21 protein-coding genes are annotated in these 23,843 nt (G+C 61.6%); 15 read left to right on the forward strand and 6 right to left on the reverse strand.

Going from position 1 to position 23,843, the window contains the following annotated elements; all coding sequences use genetic code 11:
- Window positions 1-2 precede the first annotated feature (2 nt).
- From BMZ66_RS09445 to BMZ66_RS09485, 9 genes are all read left to right on the forward strand, one after another.
- Window positions 3-1,265, forward strand: coding sequence for an ABC transporter permease (locus BMZ66_RS09445; protein WP_092671601.1), 1,263 nt, complete (start codon window positions 3-5; stop codon window positions 1,263-1,265).
- Between the two features lie 115 nt (window positions 1,266-1,380).
- Window positions 1,381-2,580, forward strand: a complete 1,200-nt coding sequence (locus tag BMZ66_RS09450; protein ID WP_177204666.1) for an ABC transporter permease — start codon at window positions 1,381-1,383, stop codon at window positions 2,578-2,580.
- 117 nt (window positions 2,581-2,697) lie between these two features.
- The gene (locus BMZ66_RS09455) at window positions 2,698-3,936 is read left to right on the forward strand and encodes an ABC transporter permease (protein WP_092671607.1); all 1,239 of its coding nucleotides are present in this window, start codon (window positions 2,698-2,700) and stop codon (window positions 3,934-3,936) included.
- Window positions 3,933-5,132, forward strand: a complete 1,200-nt coding sequence (locus BMZ66_RS09460) for an ABC transporter permease (protein ID WP_092671610.1) — start codon at window positions 3,933-3,935, stop codon at window positions 5,130-5,132. Before BMZ66_RS09455 ends, BMZ66_RS09460 begins: the two co-directional genes overlap by 4 nt.
- 139 nt (window positions 5,133-5,271) lie before the next feature.
- On the forward strand, window positions 5,272-7,047 hold the full coding sequence (locus BMZ66_RS09465) for a S41 family peptidase (RefSeq protein ID WP_092671613.1): 1,776 nt from the start codon (window positions 5,272-5,274) through the stop codon (window positions 7,045-7,047).
- A 97-nt stretch (window positions 7,048-7,144) separates the two neighbouring features.
- Complete coding sequence (locus BMZ66_RS09470) at window positions 7,145-7,849, forward strand: head GIN domain-containing protein (protein ID WP_143080128.1); 705 nt, start codon at window positions 7,145-7,147, stop codon at window positions 7,847-7,849.
- 183 nt (window positions 7,850-8,032) lie between these two features.
- Window positions 8,033-9,445, forward strand: coding sequence for a sigma-54-dependent transcriptional regulator (locus tag BMZ66_RS09475; RefSeq protein ID WP_092671619.1), 1,413 nt, complete (start codon window positions 8,033-8,035; stop codon window positions 9,443-9,445).
- 153 nt (window positions 9,446-9,598) lie between these two features.
- A complete protein-coding gene (locus tag BMZ66_RS09480) occupies window positions 9,599-10,915 on the forward strand; it encodes a sensor histidine kinase (RefSeq protein ID WP_092671622.1) in 1,317 nt (438 codons plus the stop codon).
- A 141-nt stretch (window positions 10,916-11,056) separates the two neighbouring features.
- A complete protein-coding gene (locus BMZ66_RS09485) occupies window positions 11,057-12,475 on the forward strand; it encodes an ammonium transporter (protein WP_092671625.1) in 1,419 nt (472 codons plus the stop codon).
- Window positions 12,476-12,629: 154 nt separating this feature from the next.
- Here BMZ66_RS09485 and BMZ66_RS09490 read toward each other — a convergent pair whose 3' ends face one another.
- Window positions 12,630-13,340, reverse strand: a complete 711-nt coding sequence (locus BMZ66_RS09490) for an SAM-dependent methyltransferase (protein WP_092671628.1) — start codon at window positions 13,338-13,340, stop codon at window positions 12,630-12,632.
- 96 nt (window positions 13,341-13,436) lie between these two features.
- Between BMZ66_RS09490 and BMZ66_RS09495 the strand changes: the two genes are divergently transcribed.
- On the forward strand, window positions 13,437-14,159 hold the full coding sequence (locus BMZ66_RS09495; protein WP_234795049.1) for a TVP38/TMEM64 family protein: 723 nt from the start codon (window positions 13,437-13,439) through the stop codon (window positions 14,157-14,159).
- A gap of 13 nt (window positions 14,160-14,172) precedes the next feature.
- Here BMZ66_RS09495 and BMZ66_RS09500 read toward each other — a convergent pair whose 3' ends face one another.
- The 3 genes from BMZ66_RS09500 to BMZ66_RS09510 form a co-directional block, all read right to left on the reverse strand.
- A complete protein-coding gene (locus BMZ66_RS09500) occupies window positions 14,173-15,540 on the reverse strand; it encodes an RCC1 domain-containing protein (protein ID WP_177204667.1) in 1,368 nt (455 codons plus the stop codon).
- A 234-nt stretch (window positions 15,541-15,774) separates the two neighbouring features.
- Window positions 15,775-16,560, reverse strand: a complete 786-nt coding sequence (locus BMZ66_RS09505) for an alpha/beta fold hydrolase (protein ID WP_092671637.1) — start codon at window positions 16,558-16,560, stop codon at window positions 15,775-15,777.
- A 95-nt stretch (window positions 16,561-16,655) separates the two neighbouring features.
- Window positions 16,656-17,573, reverse strand: a complete 918-nt coding sequence (locus tag BMZ66_RS09510) for an NmrA family NAD(P)-binding protein (RefSeq protein WP_092671640.1) — start codon at window positions 17,571-17,573, stop codon at window positions 16,656-16,658.
- A gap of 142 nt (window positions 17,574-17,715) precedes the next feature.
- Between BMZ66_RS09510 and BMZ66_RS09515 the strand changes: the two genes are divergently transcribed.
- From BMZ66_RS09515 to arfB, 4 genes are all read left to right on the forward strand, one after another.
- Window positions 17,716-18,123 carry a winged helix-turn-helix transcriptional regulator gene (locus BMZ66_RS09515; protein ID WP_092671642.1) on the forward strand — a complete coding sequence of 136 codons (408 nt, stop codon included), beginning with the start codon at window positions 17,716-17,718 and terminating at the stop codon, window positions 18,121-18,123.
- Window positions 18,124-18,269: 146 nt separating this feature from the next.
- The gene (locus tag BMZ66_RS09520; protein WP_092671645.1) at window positions 18,270-19,004 is read left to right on the forward strand and encodes a head GIN domain-containing protein; all 735 of its coding nucleotides are present in this window, start codon (window positions 18,270-18,272) and stop codon (window positions 19,002-19,004) included.
- A 204-nt stretch (window positions 19,005-19,208) separates the two neighbouring features.
- Window positions 19,209-20,156, forward strand: coding sequence for a 3-oxoacyl-ACP synthase III family protein (locus BMZ66_RS09525; RefSeq protein WP_092671648.1), 948 nt, complete (start codon window positions 19,209-19,211; stop codon window positions 20,154-20,156).
- A 93-nt stretch (window positions 20,157-20,249) separates the two neighbouring features.
- Window positions 20,250-20,654, forward strand: coding sequence for an alternative ribosome rescue aminoacyl-tRNA hydrolase ArfB (gene arfB, locus BMZ66_RS09530; protein ID WP_092671651.1), 405 nt, complete (start codon window positions 20,250-20,252; stop codon window positions 20,652-20,654).
- Between the two features lie 12 nt (window positions 20,655-20,666).
- On the opposite strand, the gene BMZ66_RS09535 is transcribed toward arfB, so the two are convergent.
- Both BMZ66_RS09535 and mgtE read right to left on the reverse strand, forming a co-directional pair.
- A complete protein-coding gene (locus BMZ66_RS09535; protein ID WP_143080129.1) occupies window positions 20,667-21,413 on the reverse strand; it encodes a hypothetical protein in 747 nt (248 codons plus the stop codon).
- A 10-nt stretch (window positions 21,414-21,423) separates the two neighbouring features.
- A complete protein-coding gene (mgtE, locus tag BMZ66_RS09540; protein ID WP_092671657.1) occupies window positions 21,424-22,803 on the reverse strand; it encodes a magnesium transporter in 1,380 nt (459 codons plus the stop codon).
- A 170-nt stretch (window positions 22,804-22,973) separates the two neighbouring features.
- On the opposite strand from mgtE, the gene BMZ66_RS09545 reads away from it, so the two are divergent.
- Window positions 22,974-23,792: a cyanophycinase gene (locus BMZ66_RS09545; RefSeq protein ID WP_092671661.1), complete on the forward strand. Its 819-nt coding sequence runs from the start codon at window positions 22,974-22,976 to the stop codon at window positions 23,790-23,792.
- Window positions 23,793-23,843 lie beyond the last annotated feature (51 nt).

Here is a 23,843-nt window from a genome sequence, read left to right on the forward strand (position 1 = left end):
TCATGCTTCTCTCTTATCTAAAAATTGCCTGGAAGGTGCTGCTGCGCCGCAAGTTCTTCACATTCATCAGCTTGTTTGGGGTCAGCTTCACGCTGATGATTCTGCTGGTGGTAATGGCCATGTTTGACCACATGGTGGGGCCGAGTACCCCCACCAAGCGTATCGACAAAATGCTGTTTGTGAACAGCATTCGCCAACAGATGACGGATAATCACGGCTGGATGAACAGCCCGGCCAGCATCCACTTCGTGGACAACTACGTGCGGAAGTTGAAAACGCCCGAAAAAGTGGGCATCATCACCGTCTCTTCTAATGCCACGGCTTTCACCAAGAGCAAGTTGCTGCCGCTGGACCTTTCGTACACCGATGGCAACTTCTGGCAAATCATGGACTATGATTTCCTGGGTGGCCGGGCCTTCACGGAGGCCGAAGTCAAGAGCGCCCAGCACGTATGCGTATTGAATGAATCAACGGCCCGTGGCTACTTCGGCACCACTGAGGTGGTGGGCCGCACCATCGAAATTGACCTGAAGCGCTACCGCATTGCCGGCGTGGTGCGCAACGTGTCGGCAGCGCACGTGTATGCTTACGCCGACGTGTGGGTGCCCTTTACCCTGAGCCCGCAGTACTTTAAGGACAAGCGCATCGGTGGCGAATTTCTGATGGTGCTGCTGGCGCCGTCGGCAGCGGCGGTGCCTGCGGTGCGCGAAGAATACCGCCAGATGATGCGGCGGGTTGAAATACCCAACCCCAAGGACGTGGAAGCCCTATTTTCCTACGCCGACCCCGTGTTGCCGAGCTTCACCCGCCAGCTGCTTGCCTTCCAGGACCAAACCAGTGGTAACGACAATCTGGAAGCTTTCTACCTGATTATTGGCGCGATGGCGTTGCTGTTTATGCTGTTGCCCGCCCTAAACCTGGTGAACCTGAACGTGACGCGCATTCTGGAGCGCTCGGGCGAGATTGGGGTGCGCAAGGCCTTTGGCGCGGCGGGCCGTGACTTGGTGGGGCAGTTTTTGGTGGAAAACGTGGTGTTGGCCTTGGTGGGTGGCCTGCTGGGCCTGGGGCTGGCCGCTGGCGCGCTCGCGCTGGTTAATAGCACGAATCCAATTGCTTATGCTCATTTCACGCTGAGCTGGCGGGTGTTTGGCTGGGGAATGCTGCTCACGCTGCTTTTCGGCTTAATGAGCGGGGTGTATCCCGCCTGGAAAATGTCGCGCCTCAACCCCGTAGTGGCCTTGCGCGGGGGCGGCGACCAGAAGTAGCAGAGCGGCAGAGCCGGCAAGCAACCTATGTTTCGGCATCGTCCTCGCCGGCTCGCAACGCTCCACTATGGTTGCTCCCAGCACATCTATTTCCCATCCTCATTCTCCGACAATCATGCTACGCCACTTATTCACTCTTATCTGGAACCGTAAGCGGTCCAACCTGCTGCTCATTTCCGAAATCTTCTTCTCTTTCGTGGTGCTATTTGGGGTCGGGGCCGTGGTCATCACCACCGCCAAAAACTATCTGGCGCCGCATGGCTTCAACTACGAGCAGGTGTGGCGGCTGCAGGTGCGCGCCGGCCAGGGCCTGACCATGCCCCGCGCCGAGCTGGACGACGTGCTACGCCAAGTGAAGGCCCTCCCCGGTGTGCAAACCGTGGCGCTCACCAGTGGCAACACGCCCTTTATTTTCAACAATAACAACTCGTTTTTTGGCTATAAGGACAAGCAGTCGCCGTTAACTAATGTGTACGACGCCGATGACCACTACGCCACGGCCATGCAGCTGCAGTTGCGCGAGGGCCGCTGGTTTGCCCCCGCCGACGACGGCAGCAACCACCGCCCCGTGGTTATCAGCCAGGACCTGCGCGAAAGCCTGTTTGGCAACGAGCCCGCGCTGGGCAAGATTTTTACGTATAGCAAGCCGGACAAAGTAACCAAGCCCGAAGACGAATTCGTGGTGATGGGCGTAGTGGAAAAGGTGCGGATGGAGAGCGACTTCTCGGCGCCCATTTCTTCGCTATGGAAGCGCCTCATTCCCTTTGACACCACCCACTGGGAAACGGCCAACGTGCTGGTGCGCGTGGCCCCGGGCTCGGGGGGATTGCTGCAAGAGAAAATAGCCCGCACCGTGGCCAGCGTTACCCGCCAATGGACCACTGAAGTGCGGGTGATGAACGATGAACGCATCAACCGGCGCCGCTACACGCTGGTGCCGGTGGTCGGGCTGGCCATTATCGGGTTATTTCTCATCATCAACGTGGCCTTGGGCTTGTTTGGGGTACTGTGGTACAACATCAGCCAGCGCCGGGCCGAAATTGGCCTGCGCCGGGCTATGGGAGCTACTGGCGCTAGCATCGGCCGGCAGTTTTTGGGTGAGATGATGGTGGTAACCACGTTTGGGGTCTTGTTGGGTGGATTGCTGGCGGCCCAGTTTCCCTTGCTTCACGCTTTTGACCAGCCAGCGCAGCCGTATTTGTTAGCCATTGCGGCGGCTACGGGTGCTGTGTATCTTATCACGGCGCTCTGCGCGTGGCAGCCTAGCCGGCTGGCAGCGGCCATTCACCCCGCGGTGGCGCTGCGGGAAGAGTAAAACGGGCCAGTCCAGCTGCACGGCTATTCCTTATGCCTGTCGTTCCCGGCCCCATGAAAACAGCAGGTGAGCCAAGTCCCTTCAAGGCTATGGCGCCCGCATTTATCTACTACTCTTATGCTTGTTCATCACCTCAAAATGGCTTGGAAGGTCTTGCTGCGCCGCAAGTTCTTCACGGCGCTCAGCCTCATCGGCATCGGAGCCACGCTCATGAGCCTGCTCATTGCCGTGGCCCTCTACGATGCCGCGGCCGGTCCGCACCCACCCGAGAAGCACCCCGACCGCCTGCTTTGCAGCACGCTGGTGACCCTGGACATGGGCGGTGGGCCCATGCGCATGTGGCCCAGCCAGTGGCTGCTGAGCAAAACATTGGCCCCCGTGCGCGCCCATGCCAAGGTCGGTATTGCCAGCACTCAGCCGCTGCCCGTGGTGGCCTACGTGCGGGGCCACAAGTTGGCGCTGAACATGAAGGCCGCCGATGCCGGTTTCTGGCAGGTGCTGAACTTTCGGTTTCGGGAAGGCGGGCCCTATACGGCCGCTCAGAAGGGCGCTGGGCGGCCGGCGGTAATAAGTGCGGGCACCGCGCGGGCCTACTTTGGGGTCGACCACGGCTTAGTAGGCCGCACCCTCGTCATCGACCAGAAAAATTACCGTGTGCAAGGCGTAGTAGAGGACGTGCCGGCCGTGCGCTTCCACGCCCACGCCGATGTGTGGGTGCCCTACGACCCCGGCGCCGTGGACCTGCAAGTCGATAATCCCTTCGGCACCTCCGAGGCACTGGTTTTGGTGCCCACGGCAGCGGCCATACCGGCCGTGCAGAGCACGTTCAAGCGCGCCTTGGCGGCTTTGCCAATGGAGCCCGGCGCGACCATGGACCTTCACTTGCAACCCTTTGGCGAGTCGGTAACGGGTCGCGTGCTGGCCCAGTACAACTGGACGCAGGACCCGGGCCGCCTTTTTCGGTGGCTGAGCGGCGGTGCGGTAGCGCTGCTCCTGCTGCTTCCGGCCATGAACCTGGTGACCATGAACGTTAGTCGCATCAGCGAGCGGGCCACCGAAATCGGGGTTCGCAAGGCCTTTGGGGCCACGGCCGGCTCCCTAGCGGGCCAGTTCCTGGTCGAAACCCTGCTGCTGACGCTGCTGGGCGGCGTGGTGGGCTTGGCGCTGGCAACGGCGGTACTGCACGGGCTGGCTGGCAGCTACCTCGCTGCCTATGGTCGCATCGAACCCAACCTAGTTGTATTCGGCTGGGCATTGCTCGGAAGTTTAGTGTTCGGGCTGCTCTCGGGCGCCTACCCGGCTTACCGCATGGCGCGGCTGCCAGCCATTGAAGCCCTTAAAAACGCGCAGGCATGATACAGCACCTCATCACGCTGATTTGGAACCGCAAGCGGGCCAATGGCTTGCTCATTACTGAGCTGTTTCTCTCGTTCCTGGTGCTGTTCGGGCTGGGCACGTTAGTAGCCGTGGTGGGCCTGGCCATGCGCCAGCCACCAGGCTTTGCCTACGAGGATGTGTGGGAGCTGCGCCTGACCACCAACAACGACCAGTTGCCGCAAAACCCTACTTTGCGCCGCTTGCTGGCCCAGCTGCGGGCCGTGCCCGGCGTGGAGGGCGTCAGCCGGTCCTCGTTCAGCACGCCGTTCACGTTGTACAATATGCAAAGCAACGTCCGGGCGGGCAATGGCCCGATACTGGAAGGAAACGAAGTGCAAACCGACGACCATTTTGGGCCTTTGCTTCGCATGGAGCTCTTGGAAGGCCGGTGGTTCGACCCCCGCGACGATGCTAGCCTAGTGCCGCCCGTTATTATTAACCGCGAGATGCGTGAGGCGTTGTTTCCGAACGGCCCGGCCCTGGGCCAGTTAGTGCGCGCCAACCACTCCTCCAACCCCAAGGAAATGAACGAGGGCCGAGTGGTCGGGGTCACGGGCTCGTACCGCTCGGGGGGGGACCTCGGAGCCCCTTCGCCGTTCATTTTTGTGCGCACCGTGCTACCCGACAGTAACGTCACTATGTTTTCGCACACGCTGCTAGTGCGGGTGCGGCCCGGCAGCGGCGCGGCGCTGGAAGAGCAGCTGGTGAAGACCGTAGCCGCCGTGACCAAAACGTGGAGCACCAGTGCTATTTCACTGACCGACAGCCGCGCCGCCGGCCTGCAAACGGCACTGGCGCCCATCCTGGCCGTGGGGCTGGTGTGTGCTTTTTTGTTCTTAAACGTGGCCTTAGGCTTATTTGGCGCCTTGTGGCAGGCCATCAGCCAGCGGCGGGCCGAGATTGGGCTGCGCCGAGCCGTGGGCGCTACGGGGCCGGGCATCAGCCGTCAGTTTGTGGCCGAAACCTTGGTTATTACCACGCTGGCAGTGGGTCCGGGCGTGCTGCTGGCGGCGCAGTTTCCGCTGCTGGGAGCATTCGGGCTGCCGGTTTCCGTTTATGCCGTGGGCATAGGGCTGGCCGTGTTGCTGGTGTATGCCTTTGCTACCGTGTGCGCGATGCAGCCGAGCTGGCAGGCGGCTGGAATCCGGCCCGCCGTGGCGCTGCGCGAGGAATGATTGCAGCAGTTGCGCCACCCCGCCAGGCTCATTCTCGAAATCAGGGCTTTTTGCTTTTCCCGAAAATCGAGGCAACCTCATATCTTAGAAGCGCATCTGATTCGCTAAACGCAGTTTGTCATCCTCTCCTCTTGCGTGTATGAGCCGCTTCTTGTTTGTGTTTCTGTTTGTGCTAAGCTTTGGGCCGACCCTCGCCCAAACGCCCCTCACGGCCGGTGGTGCCTACGACTACCTGCAAGGCGAGCGGGCCCGCGTGCGGAAGGTGGTGGGCAAGGCCGATAACCCGCCTGCCGACAGCCTTCGCAAGGGCATCCGCCTCTTGCAGGAAGCGCTGGCCTACTACCATCGCCCAGATGTAGCGACCTTGGCGAAAACCAGCAAATTCCTCTACTTCCGCCAAAGCGACATTTTACTGGACATGGCCGTGCTGCAAAGCAAGCTGGGCCAGCCAGGCGCCGCTGCGGCCTCGCTGCGGCAGATTTTGACCCCGGAATATGGCAGCGCTTACGTGCAGTGGATTCTTCAGAACCCCGCCCTGGCGTCAGCCCGAAAAGACCCCGCCCTCAAGCAAGCGCTGGACCAAGCCGCTACCCTCGACAACGTCTTCAACGCCAAAGCCCTGGCCACGCCCTACCAGCCCAACCTGAGCCCTGCCGAAAAAGTGGCGGGCCTCTCGAAGCTGTGGGCCGAAGCCAAGTACAACTTCGCTTACTTTGACCACCTGCCCGGCTTCAACTGGGACCAAGCTTACCTGGACTACCTGCCCAAGGTGCAGAACACCACCAGTACCCTGGCCTACTACCGGGTGCTGCAACAGTTCTACGCCCAACTGCACGATGGCCACACCGATGTGTCGGTCGCCGATGGGCCATTAGTTGACTCTGTGTATGCGCGCCCGCCGCTAGTGGCGCACTTGGTGGAAGGCCGGGTACTGGTGCGGCAGGTGCGGCACGACAGCCTGCGTCGCACTGGCATCGAGCCGGGCCTGGAAATCGTTCGGATTGACGGCCTGCCCGCTGTGGCCTACGCCAACCAATACGTGCGCCCGTTCCAGAGCGGCTCGACCACTCAAAACGTGGACGTGCAGACCTACACGTACAACCTGCTGCGCGGCCCCAAAACCCGGCCCGTCCGCCTAGAATTTCGGGACGGCAAGGGCCGAACCTTCGCCCGGACGCTGCCGCGCGGCGGCTACGGCAAGCTGCTGCCCTACGAGGCAGTGCGCCTGCGGTTTCTGCCGGGCAACGTGGCGTATCTGCAAGTCAATGAGTTTGAAACTGACTTGGGCTTTCAGCGCTTCGCGGCCGCTTTCGATTCCATTCGGTCCGCCAGCGCCCTCATCGTCGACCTGCGTCTGAACGGCGGCGGCAACGGCAGCAACGGCTTCCGCATACTGAGCTACCTCACCGACAAGCCCTACCGCACGGGCCGCTACCAGTCGCGTATCTACAGCGCCGTGGGGCGGGCGCGGGGCGAGGGCATCACATTTGAAGCCGTGGATACCGCCAGTGTATTTTCGCCGGCCGGCGGGGCCAAGTATTACGCGAAGCCGGTGGCCGTGCTCATCAGCGGGGCCACGTTTTCGGCGGCCGAAGACTTCTGCGCCGCCTACGTGGGCCTGAAGCGTGGCGCCCTGGTGGGCGAACCCACGGGCGGTAGCACCGGGCAGCCGCTCAGTTTTGCCCTACCCGGAGGCCTGATGGCGCGCGTCTGCACCAAGCGCGACGCTTATCCCGACGGCACCGAGTGGAATGGCCAGGGCATTCAGCCCACCGTGGCGGCGCGCCCTACGGTAGCGGCACTACAGGCCGGGCAAGACCCCGTGCTGGCGGCGGCGCTGCGCCACCTGGGAGCACCGGCCAAGGTTGCCACTCAAAAAACACGGCCCAAACCAGGAAAAGCCGCAATGCAATAGATTGGGCGTTGTCATAATCTTCTTCGCCAGTTGATGACGACCGGTGCGCACCTTTAAATACAGCCTTCTTACACACTTCACCTTTCACACCTTTTTTATGAAAAACATCACCACCCTCGCCCTGCTTTGGCTGCTGGCCTTGGTACCCGCCCTAGCCCAGACCTCTTCCGAAACCCGCTCCGTGAGCACATTCAGCGCCATAGATGTGAGCAGCGGCATCGAATTGAACCTGGTGGCAGGCCAGCCCCAGCGCGTGGACGTGAGCGCCGAAACGCCGGAGCTGCGCGAACGCATCAAAACGGAAGTGCGCAACGGCGTGCTTAAAATCAGCTTCGACCGCAAGGTGAGCGAAATGTTCGGCAAGAGCAGCTTCGTGAAAAACCTGCGTGTGAACGTGACCGCCGCTCAACTTACGGCGCTGAGCGCCAGCAGCGGCAGCACCGTCACGGTGGCGGGGCCCTACGCCACCGAAACCCTGAAACTAGAAGTCTCGTCGGGCGCGGTGCTCAAAGCCAACTTCACGGCTACATCGCTGGAGGCGCAAGTGAGCAGCGGCGGCGTGGCCACGGTAGCGGGCAAAATCCAGCGGCTCGACGTGCGCTCTTCCAGTGGCGGCGTTTTCAAAGGCGCCGACTTGCAAGCTGCCCGGTGCGATGCCTCGGCGTCGAGCGGCGGCACCATTGCGGTTGCCGTGCAGGAAACGCTGGCGGCCAAGGCTTCGAGCGGTGGCGAGGTGCGCTACAGCGGCTCGCCTTCCGTGAGCAAAAACACCAGCTCCGGCGGCAGCGTCCGGGGGCGCTAAGGGCTAGCTTTCAGTAGCGCGACCGTGCCCGGCAGGGACTTTGTAGTTCGCGTCCCCGGCGGAAACCCGAACGAATTTAATGGCGCGGGGACGCGAACTACAGATTCTCTGCCGGGCACGGTCGCGCTACGGCCCTTGACCCCGTCTTTTTTCCATCCTTCGCACCTTCTCTTTTCTGCAATCATGTTTCTCATCGTCGACGACGACATCGCCGTACGAACGTCGCTCAAGCTGCTGCTGAAGCAGGCTGGCTACCCCGCGCAAGCCGTGGCCACGCCCGCCGAGGCCCTGGCTGTGGTGCGCGAAACGCCGCCCCAGCTGGTGCTCATGGACATGAACTTCTCGCTGGCCACCACCGGCGAAGACGGCCTAGCCCTCCTGCGCCAGGTAAAGCAGGTGGCGCCGCAGGTGCCGGTTATTCTCATCACGGGCTGGGGCTCCATCGGCCTGGCCGTGGAGGGCATGAAGGCCGGCGCCGCCGAATTCGTGACCAAACCATGGCACAACGACGCTCTGCTCCAAACCATTCGCACGGTGCTGGGCCTGCACGAAAGCGCCGAGCCCAGCGCGGCCGAAGCCACCGGCACGGCCACTACCCGCCGCCAGCTCGACAAGCAATATCAGTTTGCCGACATCGTGGGGCAGGACGCTCAGTTGCTGCACGTGCTGCGCCAGGTGGGCCAAGTGGCGCGCACCGACGCCTCGGTGCTGATTGAGGGCGAGAGCGGCACGGGCAAGGAGCTAATCGCCGAGGCCATTCACCGCAACAGCCATCGCCGCGGGCAGCCGTTTGTCAAAGTGAACCTGGGCGGCATCTCCTCCTCGCTTTTCGAGAGCGAGATGTTCGGCCACCGCCGCGGCGCCTTCACCGACGCTAAAACCGACCGGCTGGGCCGCTTTGAGCTGGCCAACGGCGGCACCATTTTCCTGGATGAGATTGGCGAGCTAGAGCTGGCCAGCCAGGTAAAGCTGCTGCGCGTGCTGCAAGACCGCACCTACGAAGTGCTGGGCGACAGCAAGCCCCGCCGCCTTGATATCCGCGTGATTGCCGCCACCAACCGCAACCTGGCCGAAATGGTAGCCCAGGGCCGCTTTCGCGAGGACCTGTTCTACCGCATCAATCTCATCACGGTGCGCCTGCCGGCCCTGCGCGAGCGTCCGCAAGACATTCCCCTGCTCACCCAGCACTTCATTGGCCAGCTGCGCACCACCTACCAGCGCCCGGCCCTGAAGGTGGGCACCCGCGCCCTGCACTGGCTCCGCGAGCAGCTATTGCCCGGCAACATCCGCGAGTTGAAAAACCTGGTGGAGCGCGCCGTGCTCGTGAGTGGCAAAGACGAGCTGGGCCCCGAAGACTTCCAGGCCAATGCCTTAACGGGTTCGGCGCAGCGCCTGGCAGCCAGCCACCTCGACTCCGGCGAGCTGCCCGCCCCCGGCACCATGACGCTCGACGAGCTGGAGGCACACATGATTCGGCAGGCGCTGAGCCATTACGACGGCAACATCAGCCGGGTAGCCAAGGCGTTGGGCCTGAGCCGTGGCGCCCTTTACCGGCGCCTGGAGAAGCACGCCATTCCATTTGACACAGCCGAGTAGAGCTAAAAACATGGTATTAACTCGTCTGTCGTGCTGACGAAGGAAACATCTTATCAGGTAAGTACGATGCATTGTGGCTTGAAAAGGTGCTTCCTTCGTCAGCATGACAGACGAGTTACGGTGCCCAATTAGTCGCTTCGCAGATTACCCCTCATGACGCTCCGCACCAAGTTCCTCCTGTTTGTCGTCATCATTCACACCGTGCTGATTGGGCTGGCAGCCCAGCTGCGCCTCACCAACCCGGTGCTGTTTGTGGCGGCAGAAGTGCTGCTGCTGGTAAGCATTGTCCTGACCGTGCAGCTGTACCGGGGGTTTGTGCGGCCGTTTCAACTCATTGCGGCGGGCACTACGGCCATTCAGGCCAAAGATTTCTCCATGAAATTTGTGCCCGTGGGCCAGCACGAGATGGACCAGCTCATCACCGTGTACAATCAGATGATAGACGCGCTGCGGCGCGAGCGGGTGAGCCAACACGAAAAAAGCTTCCTGCTCGAACGCCTCATCCAAGCCTCGCCGGCCGGCATCCTCATTCTGGATTTCGAAGGACGAATAGAGGGCGTGAATGCGGCCGTTGAGCGGTTCTTGGGCCAACCGGCTGCCGAGCTACTGGGTCAGCTTCCGGCCCAGCTACCTGGCGCGTGGGGCCCGGCCCTGGCCGCTCTCACCGAAAATCAGCCCCAGGCCCTGCGCCTTTCCGGCCTGCAAACCTACCGGGCCCACGCCGCCCATTTTCTGGACCGGGGTTTCACGCGCCGCTTCATCGTGCTCGAAGAGCTGACCCAGGAGCTGATTCAGCAGGAAAAGCAAGCCTACAGCAAGCTGATTCGAATGATGTCGCACGAAATCAACAACTCCATTGGCGCCATCAACTCCATTCTGCATAGCTTCCACCACTACGCACCGCAGCTGGACCCTGCCGACCAGCCCGATTTTACGCAGGCGCTCGACGTGAGCATCACCCGCAACACCCAGCTGGCCAACTTCATCGCCAATTTTGCGCGCCTAGTACGCCTGCCGGCCCCCACGCTTCAGCCCACCGATTTGCACGCGTTGCTGCGCAGCATCTGCCGGCTACTGCAGCCCCAAAGCGAAGAGCGGCGCATAAAGTGGCATTTGGAAATTCCGGCCGCGCCGCTGGTGCTGCCCCTCGATGCGCAGCAAATCGAGCAGGCGCTGCTCAACATTGCCAAAAATGCCCTGGAGGCCATTGGGCACGATGGCAACATCTGGGTGCGCACCCAAGTCCAGCCGCCCATGGTCGCCATTGAAAACGACGGCCCCGGCCTGAGCCCCGAAGTGAGCCAACGCCTGTTCACTCCTTTTTTCAGCACCAAGCGCGACGGTCAAGGCATCGGCCTCACGCTGGTGCGAGACATTCTGCTGGCCCACGGTTTTGCCTTCCGCTTGCACACCGGAGACAATGGCCGAACTGCGTTTTCGATTCAGCTAACCCAAGGCCAAGAGAAGTAAGTAATTTGTTTGATAGGCTTAAAATGCAAAGGGGTGTTTGAGCGAAAAAGTATCATTATTTGATTTTGCCCCTTTAAATTATAGGGGCAAATAAATTAAAGTGTAATTTAGTGGCTACAACACTCATAAAATTACACCGGTATGACTCGCAAACAGTACTTAGCCTCAGCCTGTCTTGCTGTCCTGTTAATTCTGGCACTAGTAGCCGCCTTGCTGCCCCAGGACCACCCCGATGCCAAACCCGATGCCTTTGTGGCTGCCGACCTAGCCTGGATGCTCACGGCTTCCGGGCTGGTGCTGTTCATGGTGCCCGGACTGGCGTTTTTCTACGGGGGCATGGTCAGCAAGCGCAGCGTCATTTCCACCATGCTGCAGAGCTTTATTTCGTTGGGTGTGATATCGGTGCTGTGGTACGTGGTGGGCTTCTCCCTGGCGTTTGGCGAGAGCATCGGCGGCGTCATCGGCAATCCCATGACTTTTTTGCTGTTCAACCACGTGGGCACGGCCCCGCATCCGCGCCTGGCTCCCAATTTGCCGCTGGTGCTATACGCGGCCTTCCAGCTGAAATTCGCCATCATCACGCCGGCCCTCATCAGCGGCGCTTTCGCCGAACGCATTCGGTTCTGGGGCTATTTGTTGTTTATCAGCCTATTCAGTCTGGTTATCTACTGCCCGCTGGCGCATTGGACCTGGCACCCCGATGGTTTCCTGTTCAAGTGGGGCGTGCTGGACTTTGCGGGCGGCACGGTAGTGCACATTTCGGCGGGCTTTGCCGCGCTGGCGGGCGCCTTGGCCCTGGGCCGGCGCGAAGCTCACAAGGCCGGTCATCAGCACATTCCGGTAAATATTCCGTTCGTGCTGCTGGGTACGGGCTTGCTGTGGTTTGGCTGGTTCGGCTTCAACTCCGGCTCGGCCCTGGCCGCTAACACGGTGGCGGTGCAGGCATTCTTCACTACGCACATGGCCTCAGCAGCCGCCATGCTCACCTGGATGCTTATTGAAGCCGTGCGCGGGCAGCGGCCATCGGCTGTGGGCGCGGCAATAGGCGCAGTGGTGGGCCTGGTGGCCATTACGCCGGCGGCGGGCTACGTAAGCTACGGCCCTGCTCTGTTCATCGGCGCCAGCGCGGCGGCCATTAGCGCCTGGGCCGTGGCCATGAAAAACCGCACCACCCTCGACGACACCCTCGACGTGTTTCCCTGCCACGGCGTCGGCGGCATTGTGGGCATGATTATGACGGCTGTTTTTGCCAAGGAAGGCGGGCTCATCACGGGTTCGACCACCCTATTCCTGCATCATATCGGAGCGCTGGTATTTATCTCCGTCTTCACCTTCGGCGGTTCTTTCCTGCTCTACAAGTTCACCAACCTGCTCATTCCCATTAGGGTAAATGCCCGCCACGAGGCCGACGGCCTCGACGTGAGCCAGCACGGTGAAACGATGGCCCCAGCTCATGAGCCGCTGCCTATGGCCCCAGAACCGTACATCACCCCTGAGCAACTGGCATTGGGCACCTCTCAACTGCAGGCCAGCAACTGGCCGCTGGCCTCGAACGCGTAGCTAGCGCGCGGTTTCGGCGTCGTTCTTTAGTAACGCGGTCGTACCCGGAGGGACTTTTAGTCCGCGAATCCTGCAGTCAGTGGACTCGCGGACTAAAAGTCCCTCCGGGTACGACCGCGCTACTTGCTGGCTATACACTGAGCCCGAATCTGCGCTAGGTTCCGATTACAAACACCGTCGGAATCTTGTGCAGCTCCGGGGCAGGCAGGCGGCGCCAGTCGGCCACCGGCAGGGTCTTAATAAATTCCCCGGCCCCCGTCACGTCGGCCGCCACGCAGAGGCGCGTGCTGGGCTGCAGGTGCGCCAGCAAATCGGCAAAGAGGGCGCCGTTGCGGTAGGGTGTCTCAATGAACAGCTGCGACTGCTGCCGCTGCTGGGCCTCGCGCTCCAGCGTTTTAATAGCAGCTACGCGCGGCGCCTTCTCTATGGGCAAGTAGCCGTGAAAGGCAAATTGCTGCCCGTTCAGCCCCGAAGCCATCAGGGCCAGCAATAGAGAAGATGGCCCCACCAGTGGCACCACGCGCAGGCCCTGCCGGTGGGCCTCACGCACCAGCGCGGCGCCTGGGTCGGCAATGCCCGGGCAGCCGGCTTCGCTGAGAATACCGGCGTCCAAGCCTTCTTTCACCAGAGGCACCAGGGCGGCCCGCACTTCGGCATCGGTGCTGTCTTTGTCGATGACGGTGAACCGGATTTCCTCAATGACGCGGTGCGGGGCCACGCTTTTTACAAAGCGGCGGGCCGTGCGGGCGTTCTCAACCAGAAAATAGGGTAGGACCGCCACGGCGGCCACCACTTGCGGCGGCAGCACTTGCGGGGCGGTGTCGTCGGCGAGGGGCGTGGGGAGGAGGTACAGGGTAGCGGGCATGGGCACAAAGGAACGGCACCGCGGCTTGCCGCTGCCCTGGCCGAACCACCTGCGGGCCGGTTCGTAGGATAGGACGCTTCTTTAGCCTCCGTGCCCGTGCCCGATACTTCTCGTTCCAGTCGCCTGCCGCTATATCTGTCGCTGGCTATCATTGCGCCGTTAGTAGGCGCTTATTTTTTGTGGCCCGCTTTTCAAGTGGGTGTGCAGGAGGGCTGGGCCGTGTTGCGCACCGGCGACCAAGCCAAGGTGGCTGCCTGGGTGGCGCAGTTCGGGTACTGGGGGCCGGTGCTGGTGGTAGCCGTCATGGTCGCTCAGATGTTTCTGATTGTCATCAACAACGCGCTGCTGATACTGGTGTCGGTGCTGGCCTACGGGCCGTGGTGGGGCGGCCTGCTGGCGTGGGTGGGCGTGCTCACCGCCTCCAGCGTGGGCTACTGGCTGGGTCGCAGCCTGGGCGAGCCCGTGGTGCAGCGCCTGCTGGGCGAGAAAAGCGAGAAAAAAGTAGCTGGCTTTGTGGAGCAGTACGGCCTGGGAGCAGTGGCTGTGGCCCGGCTTACGCCCGTGGTGTCCAACGATGCCATCAGCTTCGTGGCCGGAGCCATGCGCATGGGCTACTTCCGGTTTGTGGGGGTGACGGGCGTGGCCATTCTCCCGCTCATCGGGCTGCTGGCCTACCTGGGCCAGGACAGCGACCGTCTGAAAACCGGCCTGCTGTGGGTGTCGGGCGTAGGCCTGATGCTGTTCGGCGGCTACATCTGGTGGAGCAAAACCCGCAACAAAGCGGACCGCCCGGTGTCGGGCGGTCCGTTGAGGAGCTGAGCAATTCGATTTATTAAGGGCGCGCCTGGTCCTTGGGCCTGGGGAGCATCATGAAGCTGGGCGCGGGCGGTACTTCTTTCAGTAGCTGGTTGTCGTTCAGGCCCCAGGGCTCAATTCCACCGCCTGAGCCAGAGATGGAAATGCTCTGGTTTGCTGGGCTGGTCTGGGCGGTAAGGGCAGGGTCTTGCGGCAGGGGGAGTTGCTGGTTGGTAGTGGTGCCGTCGCCGAGCTGCCCAAACCCGTTGGAGCCCCAGGTGCAAAGCTGGTTATCGGTGGTGTAGGCCAGCGAGTGAAAGCTTCCGCTCGCAATCCGGGCCCATTTGGCTGCAGCGCTGCCCTGTGGCATCGACACCAGCACGGGCTGCAGCTGGCGGGTGGTGCTGCCGTCGCCCAGTTGACCCACGCAGTTATTGCCCCAGGCCACCAGGCGGCCGTCGGTGCTCAGGGCCAGGGAGTGGAAACCACCCGCCGCTACCTGCGCCCAGGCTATGTTGGCGAGGTGGCGGGGCAGCTGCAGTGGCTCGGGCAGGGTCCGGACAAGGCTTTGCTCGTTGGCAAGCTGGCCGAACCGGTTCGAGCCCCAGGTGTAGATGCGGCCCTCTTTGGTAACGGCCAGGCTGTGAGAGCGTCCTGCCGAAACGTGTGCCCAGCGCAGGGGTGCTGCTCCTCGGGCAGGGCCCACCGCCACGGGCACCGGCGTGCTCGTGGTAGAGCCAATGCCCAGCTGCCCGAAGTCATTGTTGCCCCAGGCGTAGAGGCGGCCATCGGCAGTCAGGGCCAGGGTGTGGCTGCTGCCCGCGGTTACGTAGGCCCACGTGGTGTTGCCCGCACTCATTGGCAGCAGCACTTCCATGGGCTGGTTGAGGGTGCGGTGAGAGCTGGTGCCCAACTGGCCACCAGCGTTGTGGCCCCAGGCCAGCAGACGGCCATCGGCGGTGAGGGCAAGGGAGTGTGAGGTGCCCGCGGCCACTTGCTTCCAGCTGGTGTTGGCAAAGGCCGAGGGCAGGGCCACGGCCACTGGCCGGGCGTGCGATTCGTTGGAGCCGTCGCCCAACTGGCCCACGGCGTTGCTACCCCAGGCGTAAAGGCGGCCGTCAGTGGCCACAGCCAGGGTGTGGGAGGTGCCGGTAGCTACCTGCGTCCAGCGGGTGATTGGGTCCTGAGTCGTTACCTGCACGGGCGTCGAGCTGTGCCTGGTGGTGCCGTTGCCCAGCTGCCCTTCGTAGTTAATGCCCCAGGTCCAAAGGCTACCGTCGGGCTTGATGGTAGCCGAATGGCTGGTGCTGGCTGCTAAGGGGTTAGCCGGAGTTTGGGCCGTGGCCGCTCCGGCACTGAAGAGCAGGCACAGCCCGCCCCACAGAGGGATTGATTTGAATTGCATGATGTTTTGCAGAAAAGAAGTGAGAAGTTTTTTGTCTCCTAGGCCAGACATTGCGAAAGATGCTGACCCCTAAGCAACCGTTGTCTGAAGACAGGAAAATTTTTCACAAAACTGCTTTTCCACGCTGATTTGGGAGAAAAAAAATAGCAGCCCCGACCCATGCGGAACTGCTATTGACTTAACACCCGAGCTTATAGCCTCTTTCTAGACGAAATAAGCTGAGCCATAGGCTACTTACTGCTTCACAAAGGCCTGCACCAGCTGGAACACTTCTTCCGGCTTCTCGGCGTGCAGCCAGTGCCCGGCATCAACCACGGTTTCGACCTGCGAGTTGGGAAACAGGGCCGGTATATCGTGCAGCTTATCCTCGGCGGTGATGTAGTTCGATTTGCCGCCCCGCACAAACAGCGTGGGTTTCAGAAACGGCTGCGCGGCCGTGATTTCCTCGCCCACGGCCTCCATGGATTCCGCCAGCACCGCCACGTTGATGCGCCAGTCGAAAGAATGGTCGTCGCGGCGGTAAAGGTTCTTGAGCAGAAACTGCCGCACGGTGGGTTGCGGGATGTGCTGAGCCATGGCCTCGTCGGCCTGTTGGCGGCTCTCGAGCGTGGCCAGCGGCACCGCCCGCAGGCCGGCAATGATGTCGGTCTGGTGCTCCATGTCGGAGTAGCGCGGCGAAATGTCGAACACCAGCAAGCGGGCCAGCCGCTCGGGGTGGCTCAGGGCGAAGCGCATGGCTACTTTGCCGCCCATGCTGTGGCCCATCAGCGAAACGTCGTCACCGAGGCTGAGGTGGTCGAACAGGGCCAGCACGTCCTGGGCCATTAGCTCGTAGCTGTGGTCGGGGCTTTGGAACGAGCGGCCGTGGTTGCGCAGGTCCACGCTGATAACGCGCAGGCCCGCTTCGGTGGCCCAGCGTCGGCCCAGCGTTTGCCAGTTATCCAGGGTGCCAAACAAGCCGTGAAGAATAACCAGGGGCCGGCCTTGGCCTTGGTCGAGGTGGTGGAGGAGGGAAGACATAAGGGCAAAAATAGCGAAAGCCTCTCCGGCACGGCCGGAGAGGCTGGGAGTCGCGTCTTTCTCAACAATGTGCTGAGTTGAAGCTGTCCTGTTTTTTAAGCGTTAGCGGCTCCGGCCGTGGCGCCCCGGAACGCGGGAGCGAATACTTGCTCAGCGAAGGCCTCGATGGTGGTGGGCGTGGTGCTGCGCACATCGCGCGGGGCGGTGGTCATCACCTTCTCCTCGTTCATGTTGCGAGTCATCTCATCGTAGAGGCTGGCCATATTCTTGCTCAGGCCGGCTTGCACCATGCCGGCTTTGGCGTCTTCGTACGAGAATTGCACGTACGGCAACTCCGGCCGACCAATGGCCCCGGCAATGGCAGCGCCGGCTTCTTGCATGGAGTAGTCGCGCGGTCCCAGCAAATACTCAACTGCGCCTTTCTCGATGGTGCCGCTCAGCAGCTCCGCGGCGCGGGCCGCAATGTCGCGCGTGGCCACCATGGGAAAGCGCAGGTCGGGCCGTATGCCCGAGCCCAGCAGGCCCAGGTGCTGAATCAACCCGATGTTGGCCAGCAGGTTTTCCATGAAATAAGCTGGCCGTAAGTGAGCCACGGCCAGGCCGTCAATACTGTTGAGGCGGGCTTCTTGATGATACAGGCCTACCACGGGGCCGGTGCCGGCCGGCAGGTCGGCCCCAATGCTGCTCAGGTGCACGGCCGCGGGCAGGCCCGAAGCCCGCACGGCCTGCGCCGTGGCTTCGCCAATCTGCTGCATGTGGGCCAGCACATCGGGCCCGGCTGCGTTGGGCGGAATCATCAGAAATGCAGCATCGGCCCCGCGAAAGGCTTCGGTGAGGAAGGCCGCATCGTGCGCGTCGCCGGCCTTGGTGCTTGCGCCGGCTTGCTGTAGCGCGTCGAGGCGGGCGCTGGGGCGGGCCACGGCCGTTACCTGGTGGCCTTGGCCCAATAGCTGATGAACGAGGGCGGTACCAATGTTGCCGGTAGCGCCGAGAACGGTGATTTTCTTTGACATAAGACTATTGAAATGGAGTCGGGGCGGGGTTGCCCACTGGCCATACAAAGGTTCTTACCTAACTTCGTTTTACGCAAGTACCTACAAAAAAGTAGGGTACTTACCAAAAAGAAACAAATGCTGATAACCAGATTAATAAAGTATGTCTAAACTCACCAAGCAACAGCATGCCGAAGCGTATTGGTCGGCTAATAGCACCGCGCGGAACATCACCTGCCCCGTGCGCACCACGCTCAATGTTTTGGGCGGTAAGTGGAAGCTCCTTATTCTCTCCTACCTGCTCGACGAGCCCCGCCGCTACGGTGAGCTGCGCCGCCTCATGCCCGAAATCACTGAAAAGATGCTCATCCAGGAGCTGCGCGACCTGGAAACCGATGGCATTGTGGCCCGCACCGTGCACCAGACGGTGCCGCCCCGCGTCGACTACAGCATCACTGAACAGGGGCAGCGCGTGCGCCCGGTGCTAATGGAATTGCTGGGCTGGGGCATGCAATACCTGACCCGGAACGGTGACGATTGCCCCGCTGCTCCCGTGAAGAGCGGTGAGTAGTAACGCCTCTGGTGAGGAAGTCGCCGGAGCCTGACCTGGGAAGCCGGTCAACTTAACAAAAAGGCAGCACCCGAGGCAACCCTGGCCCCAGAGTCGGCATCTTTGATGGCACGAGGTTGCATCATTCACTCTTTCAGTATTTTCCAATGACTACGCTGCGTATTAACTCACTGTGGGCCGGTTTGGCCGTGCTGCTTGTTGGGGTGCTGTCTTCCTTCAGTGAGCCGCGAATTGCTGTTCAGCGCGAAACCCGCCCCGTTGACGTTTTTACGGAAGTAAACCTGGGCGGCTCGGCGCGCGTCGTGGTGAAACAGGGCAGCCCGCAAAGCGTGGTGGTAGAGGCCAGCCCCGAGGCCTTGGCCGAATTTGAGACCGTAGTAAAGGACAAGCAGCTACGCCTAGGCTTTCGCCGCGACAACGACTTTAAGTCAAGAATGAAAAACTACGGCCCCGTAATGGTGTACATAACTGCGCCCAGCCTGACGGCCCTCAAAGTGGCCGGCTCCGGCCAGCTCGACGCCGAGGGGCCCATAAAGGGCGAATCCATGAACTTGACGGTTGCGGGCTCGGGCAATCTGCGGGTGCCGCAGCTCACCGCTACGCTTCTTCAAACCTCGGTGGCCGGCTCGGGCGACTTGCAGGTGAGCGGCAACTGCCCACAGCACGAGGTTAGCATCAGCGGCTCGGGCAACGTGAAGGCGCAGGACCTGAAAACCGAAACATGCAAGGTGCGCATCAGTGGCTCGGGCGATGCGCACGTGTACACCAGCAAAGCCGCCGACGCCCGAATCTCAGGTTCGGGCAATGTGTACGTGGCCGGCGGCGGCCAAATGAGCAGCTCAACCAATGGAAGCGGCCGCATCAAAACGGTGCAGAACTAACTGCTGTTGCCCGCCTGGCGACCAGTGCACCCCATAAGCCAACTGCCTTGGCTGTAGCGCTGCACTGCCCACTGCGCAAGCACGACAAACCTCTCCAGTGTGTAAAATTCGGGCATATCGGGCGTGGGTCCGGCTGCCGCGGGTCCGGCGCCGTACCTTTGCCTAGCCAATGGCGCGCTAGAATATCCCACCCAACACCACCCTGTGTATCTTCACCATGTGGCTGCCTACCTCCCGGAAGCAGTCGTAACCAATGCTCACTTCACCCGCCTCAATGGCCTTGCCAGCGAGTGGATAATCGAGCGAACCGGCATTCAGGAGCGTCGCAAAGCGGGCCCCGGCGAAAATGCCAACACCATGGCCATTGCGGCCACCCGCGCCGTATTGGCCGCCGCGCCTGCCTTTGCTCAAGAGTCGATTGATTTGGTTGTAGTGGGGACTTACACGCCGCACGATACCATTTTTACGGCGGCCCACGCCGTGCAGCGCTACCTGGGCATCAACGAAATACCTACGGTTAGCATTTCCTCGGCCTGCTCTTCGCTGCTGAACGCCGTGGAGATTGTGGAAGGCTACTTTGCTATGGGCAAAGCCACCCGCGCCGTGGTGGTAGTGACCGAGCACAACACTGCCTACAACAACGAGGAAGACACCATGGCCGGCCACTTGTGGGGCGATGGCGCCGCGGCGCTGCTCATTTCCAAAGAGCGCATTAGCCCCGACGACCTGCACATTGCCGAAGTCATTACGGGCGGGGCCGCCCCCGTGAGCAAAGCCGACGAGTCCGTAACCCTGAAACCCGTAGAGAAGGGCATTGTGATGCCCTTTGGCCGCGACGTGTTTCAGCAGGCCTGCATCTACATGGCCAAGGTGACGCAAACGCTGCTCGACAAGCACCACATTGCCACCGCCGACCTCACCTACCTCATTCCGCACCAGGCCAACCTGCGCATCTCCAAAAACGTGGTGAAGCAGCTCGGCATCGACCCGGAGCGCGCCGTGAGCAACATCGAACGCCTCGGCAACACCGGTTGCGCGGGCGCTGCCATCGGCCTGGCCGAAGTTTGGGACACGCTGAAGGGTGGCGACAAGGTGATTATCACCGTGTTCGGTGGCGGCTATTCCTACGGCGCCATGCTCCTAGGCAAGTAGCCTGTCATTCAACGATTACCATTTGTCATTTAACAAATCGTATTATTTCCGACACGACTATTAAGTGTTGGTTGATAACTGTTAATTGAAAAAATGCTCGCCCCCGCCGAAGCCTTTTTGCCGGAAATCACCTTCCAAACCAGCCGCTCCAGCGGCCCCGGTGGGCAAAACGTGAACAAAGTGGAGTCGCGGGTTGAGCTGCGATTCCATCTGCAGGATTCACAGGTGCTCACCGACAGCCAAAAAGCCCTGATTCTGGAGAAGCTGAGCAACCAGCTCACCGCCGACGGCCTGCTGCTCATCACGGCTCAGGACGACCGCAGCCAGTTCCGAAATAAAGAAATTGCCCTGGCTCGCTTTCACGAGCTGCTGCAAAAAAGCCTGCGACGGCCCAAGCCCCGCAAGGCCACCAAGCCCAGCAAAAGCGCCGTGCGCAAGCGCCTCGAAGGCAAGAAAATCCAGGGCGAGAAAAAGGCCAACCGCCGCCGGCTGGAGTAGCCCCGGCGCGGGCTAATTCAGGTCGAGGCCAAACAGCACGCCAAACCAGGGCTTGTGGCGGTATATCCAGTAAGGGCCGTCGGCACCCATCAATTGGTCAATGCCAATAGCCAGTCCAATGTTAAAGGCCTGCGCATCGTAAATGGCTGCCAGCCCGCCGTGCAATACCAGCCCTTCGTACTCGGCCGTAGTGGGGCGCAGCGCGGCAACGTCGTTGCTGACAAACGTCGACCCCATGCCCACAAAAGCACCGTAGCCAATGCCCGTGGCCCGAATGTGGGGCGTAGCACCAAACGGCGTAGCCCGCTTCGTGTGCAGAGAATAAAAGTCGAGCCGCCGACCCACGTAAATGGCCGCATTGAAGTTGGTATTCAGCTGCACGGGTACTCCGCCCTGCGGCGGCCGCACTTTGAACGGGAGGGCAAACACGTCGAGGTCGAGCCGGCGGCGCAGAAGCAGCAGCCGGTGATTGGGCTGCATGGTGTAGCGGTAGGTAGCAGTGGGCGCCCCCGGAGCCGGATTGGGCGTGAGCAGCAGCGTATCGGCGTGTTGCTGCACGTAGAGCTGTTGCTTGGGAATGGCCACCGCCAACGAGTCCCGGGTGGAGCGCCGCACCACCCGGTAGTAGCCGTCGTCGAGCTGCGTTATGTTGCCCACCACCGCACAGCTGCCCAGCAGGAGTGTGCTGCCCGCTGCCAGCCACAAGGCAATGCCCTGCATTGCGCTCCAATACCAGGAATGCGGTGCGGGAGGCGTCATAAAAAAAGGGCTAAAGCAGCGTGCCGCGCAGGAACAGAAGCGCGAAGGCGAAGTAGATGATTACGCCCGTCACGTCGACCAGCGTGGCCACGAAGGGCGCCGATGAAGTAGCCGGGTCGGCCCCGAGGCGCTTCAGCAACAGCGGCAGCATCGAGCCGCACAGCGAGCCCCACAGCACTATGCCCACCAGCGACGAGCCTACCGTGAGGCCAATGCGCCAGTAGTACTCCCCGTACTCGCCCGGAAACAGCTGCGACCAAAGCAGAATGCGCATCAAGCCCACCACGCCGAGGATGACGCCCAGCATCAGGCCCGTGGCCAGCTCGCGGCGCATTACCCGCCACCACTCGCCCAAACTCAGCTCGCCCAGGCTCATGGCCCGGATGATGAGAGAAGTAGCCTGCGAGCCCGCGTTGCCGCCCGCGCTGATGATGAGCGGAATGAACAGCATCAGCACCACGGCTTTGGCAATTTCATCCTCAAAATACCCCATGGCCGTGGCCGTAAACATTTCGCCAATCAGCAGAATAACCAGCCAGCCGGCCCGCTTCTGCACCATGCGCAGCATGGGCGTGGCGAGGTAGGGCTCGTCGAGGGCTTCGGAGCCGCCGAGCTTCTGCATGTCTTCGGTGTCTTCCTGCTCGCGAATGCTCAGGATGTCGTCGATGGTCACAATGCCCAGCAGGATGCCTTGGTCCGAAACCACGGGCAGGGCGTTGCGGTCGTTGCGCCGAAACACATCGATGGCTTCCTCTTGGTCCTGGTCGGCCATAAGCTGTACAAAGCGGCGGTCCATCAGGTCGCGCACCCGGGCCGTGGGCGCGGCCAACAAAAACTCCCGAATGCGGATGTCGTCAATCAGCACGCCCTGCGCGTCGGTGACGTACAGCATGCTCAGCGTTTCCGATTGCCCGCCGTGCTGCCGAATGTAGTCGAGCACCTGCTGCACCGTCCAGTTCTCCCGAATGGCGATGTAATCGGGCGTCATGAGGCGTCCTACCGAGTCTTCGGGATAGCCCAGCAGCTGCAGGGTCACCTTGCGCTCTTCCTCTGAGAGGCTCTGCACCAGCTCGGCCACGAAGTTGGCGGGTAAGAACTCCAGCAGGGTGGTCCGGTCGTCCGGCGACATCTCGTTGAGAATGTCGGCCATCTTATCCTGCGCTAGGTTGTCGAGGAAGTGGCGCTGTATCTCCAGGTCGAGGTACTCGAACACTTCGGTGGCCAGCTTCAGCGGCAGGAGCCGGAAAATGATGAGCTGCTCCCGTTCTTCTTCTTCTTCAATCAGCGCAACCAGCTCCGACGGTTGAAACTCGCGAAGCACCTGCTTCAACTTGAAAAATTCGCCCTCCTGAATCAGGGACGTGATGGTTTCCACGGTCTGCGGCTGCATGAAAAGAAGGGCGGAGATGCTTCGCTAGGCAAGCGGGCTGGTAAGATAAAGAGACAAGCGCTGCAAAAGTAGGGCTAAAGCGTAGCTTCAGGCCAAAAATTACCGTTAGGCAAAGGGATAAAGCTCTGCTGCGGCAAACGCTACCCTGCCGCAAACTCAAATCTGTGCCAATGCCTGCCGATTCTACTTTCTCTGACGCGCCCCGCGGTACCCTGGTTTTGCTCGGTGGCGGCGACGACGACCCCATGCTGACCCTGCTGGCCAACATGCTGCCCGGCTCTTCGGCCACCATTGAGGTGCTCACCACGGCCACCCGGCGCCAGCCTGCCCGCACCGCTGCCGCCTACGCCCACGCCCTGCACCAGTTAGGCTGCCCCCACGTGCGCCACCTGCAGGTCGATGAGAACCATCCGGCCGATGACCCGGCCACGCTCATGCGCCTGCGCCGGGCCACGCTCGTGTTCATGAGCGGCGGCGACCAGGAGCGCATCACCGATTTTCTGCTCAACACCGAATTTCTAGCCATTCTCAAGGCCAAATACCAAAATGAGCCCGACTTCATCGTGGCCGGAACCAGCGCCGGTGCTTCGGCCTTGGCCGAGTGCATGCTGGTGTACGGGCACGGTTGGCGCAGCTTGAAAAAAGGCAACATTGATGTAAAACCAGGCTTGAACCTGCTGCCGGGCTTGCTGCTCGACCAGCATTTTGCTGAGCGCGGCCGCTACCCGCGCCTCATGCACGCCGCCCTGGCTCAGCCCGACTTGCTGGGCATTGGGCTGAGCGAAGAAACGGGACTCATCGTGCGCGGGGGCCAGCCCATGGAGGTTTTTGGCGACGAAGTCGTTGTTGTGATTGACGCGGCCCAGCTCAAGCACAACAACCTGCCCGACCTTGCCGAAGGCCAGATGATTAGTGCCCATGGCCTCCAGGTGCATTTGCTAGTGGCCGGCCAGCAGCTCGACCTTGCCACGCGGCAAGTGATGCTGTAAGCTGAGCAGGAAGCGCATAGCCAGCCACGGGTTTCTTTCCCGTGCTCTCGT

Source organism: Hymenobacter arizonensis (assembly GCF_900115775.1).
In the GTDB taxonomy this organism is placed as follows: Bacteria; Bacteroidota; Bacteroidia; order Cytophagales; family Hymenobacteraceae; genus Hymenobacter; species Hymenobacter arizonensis.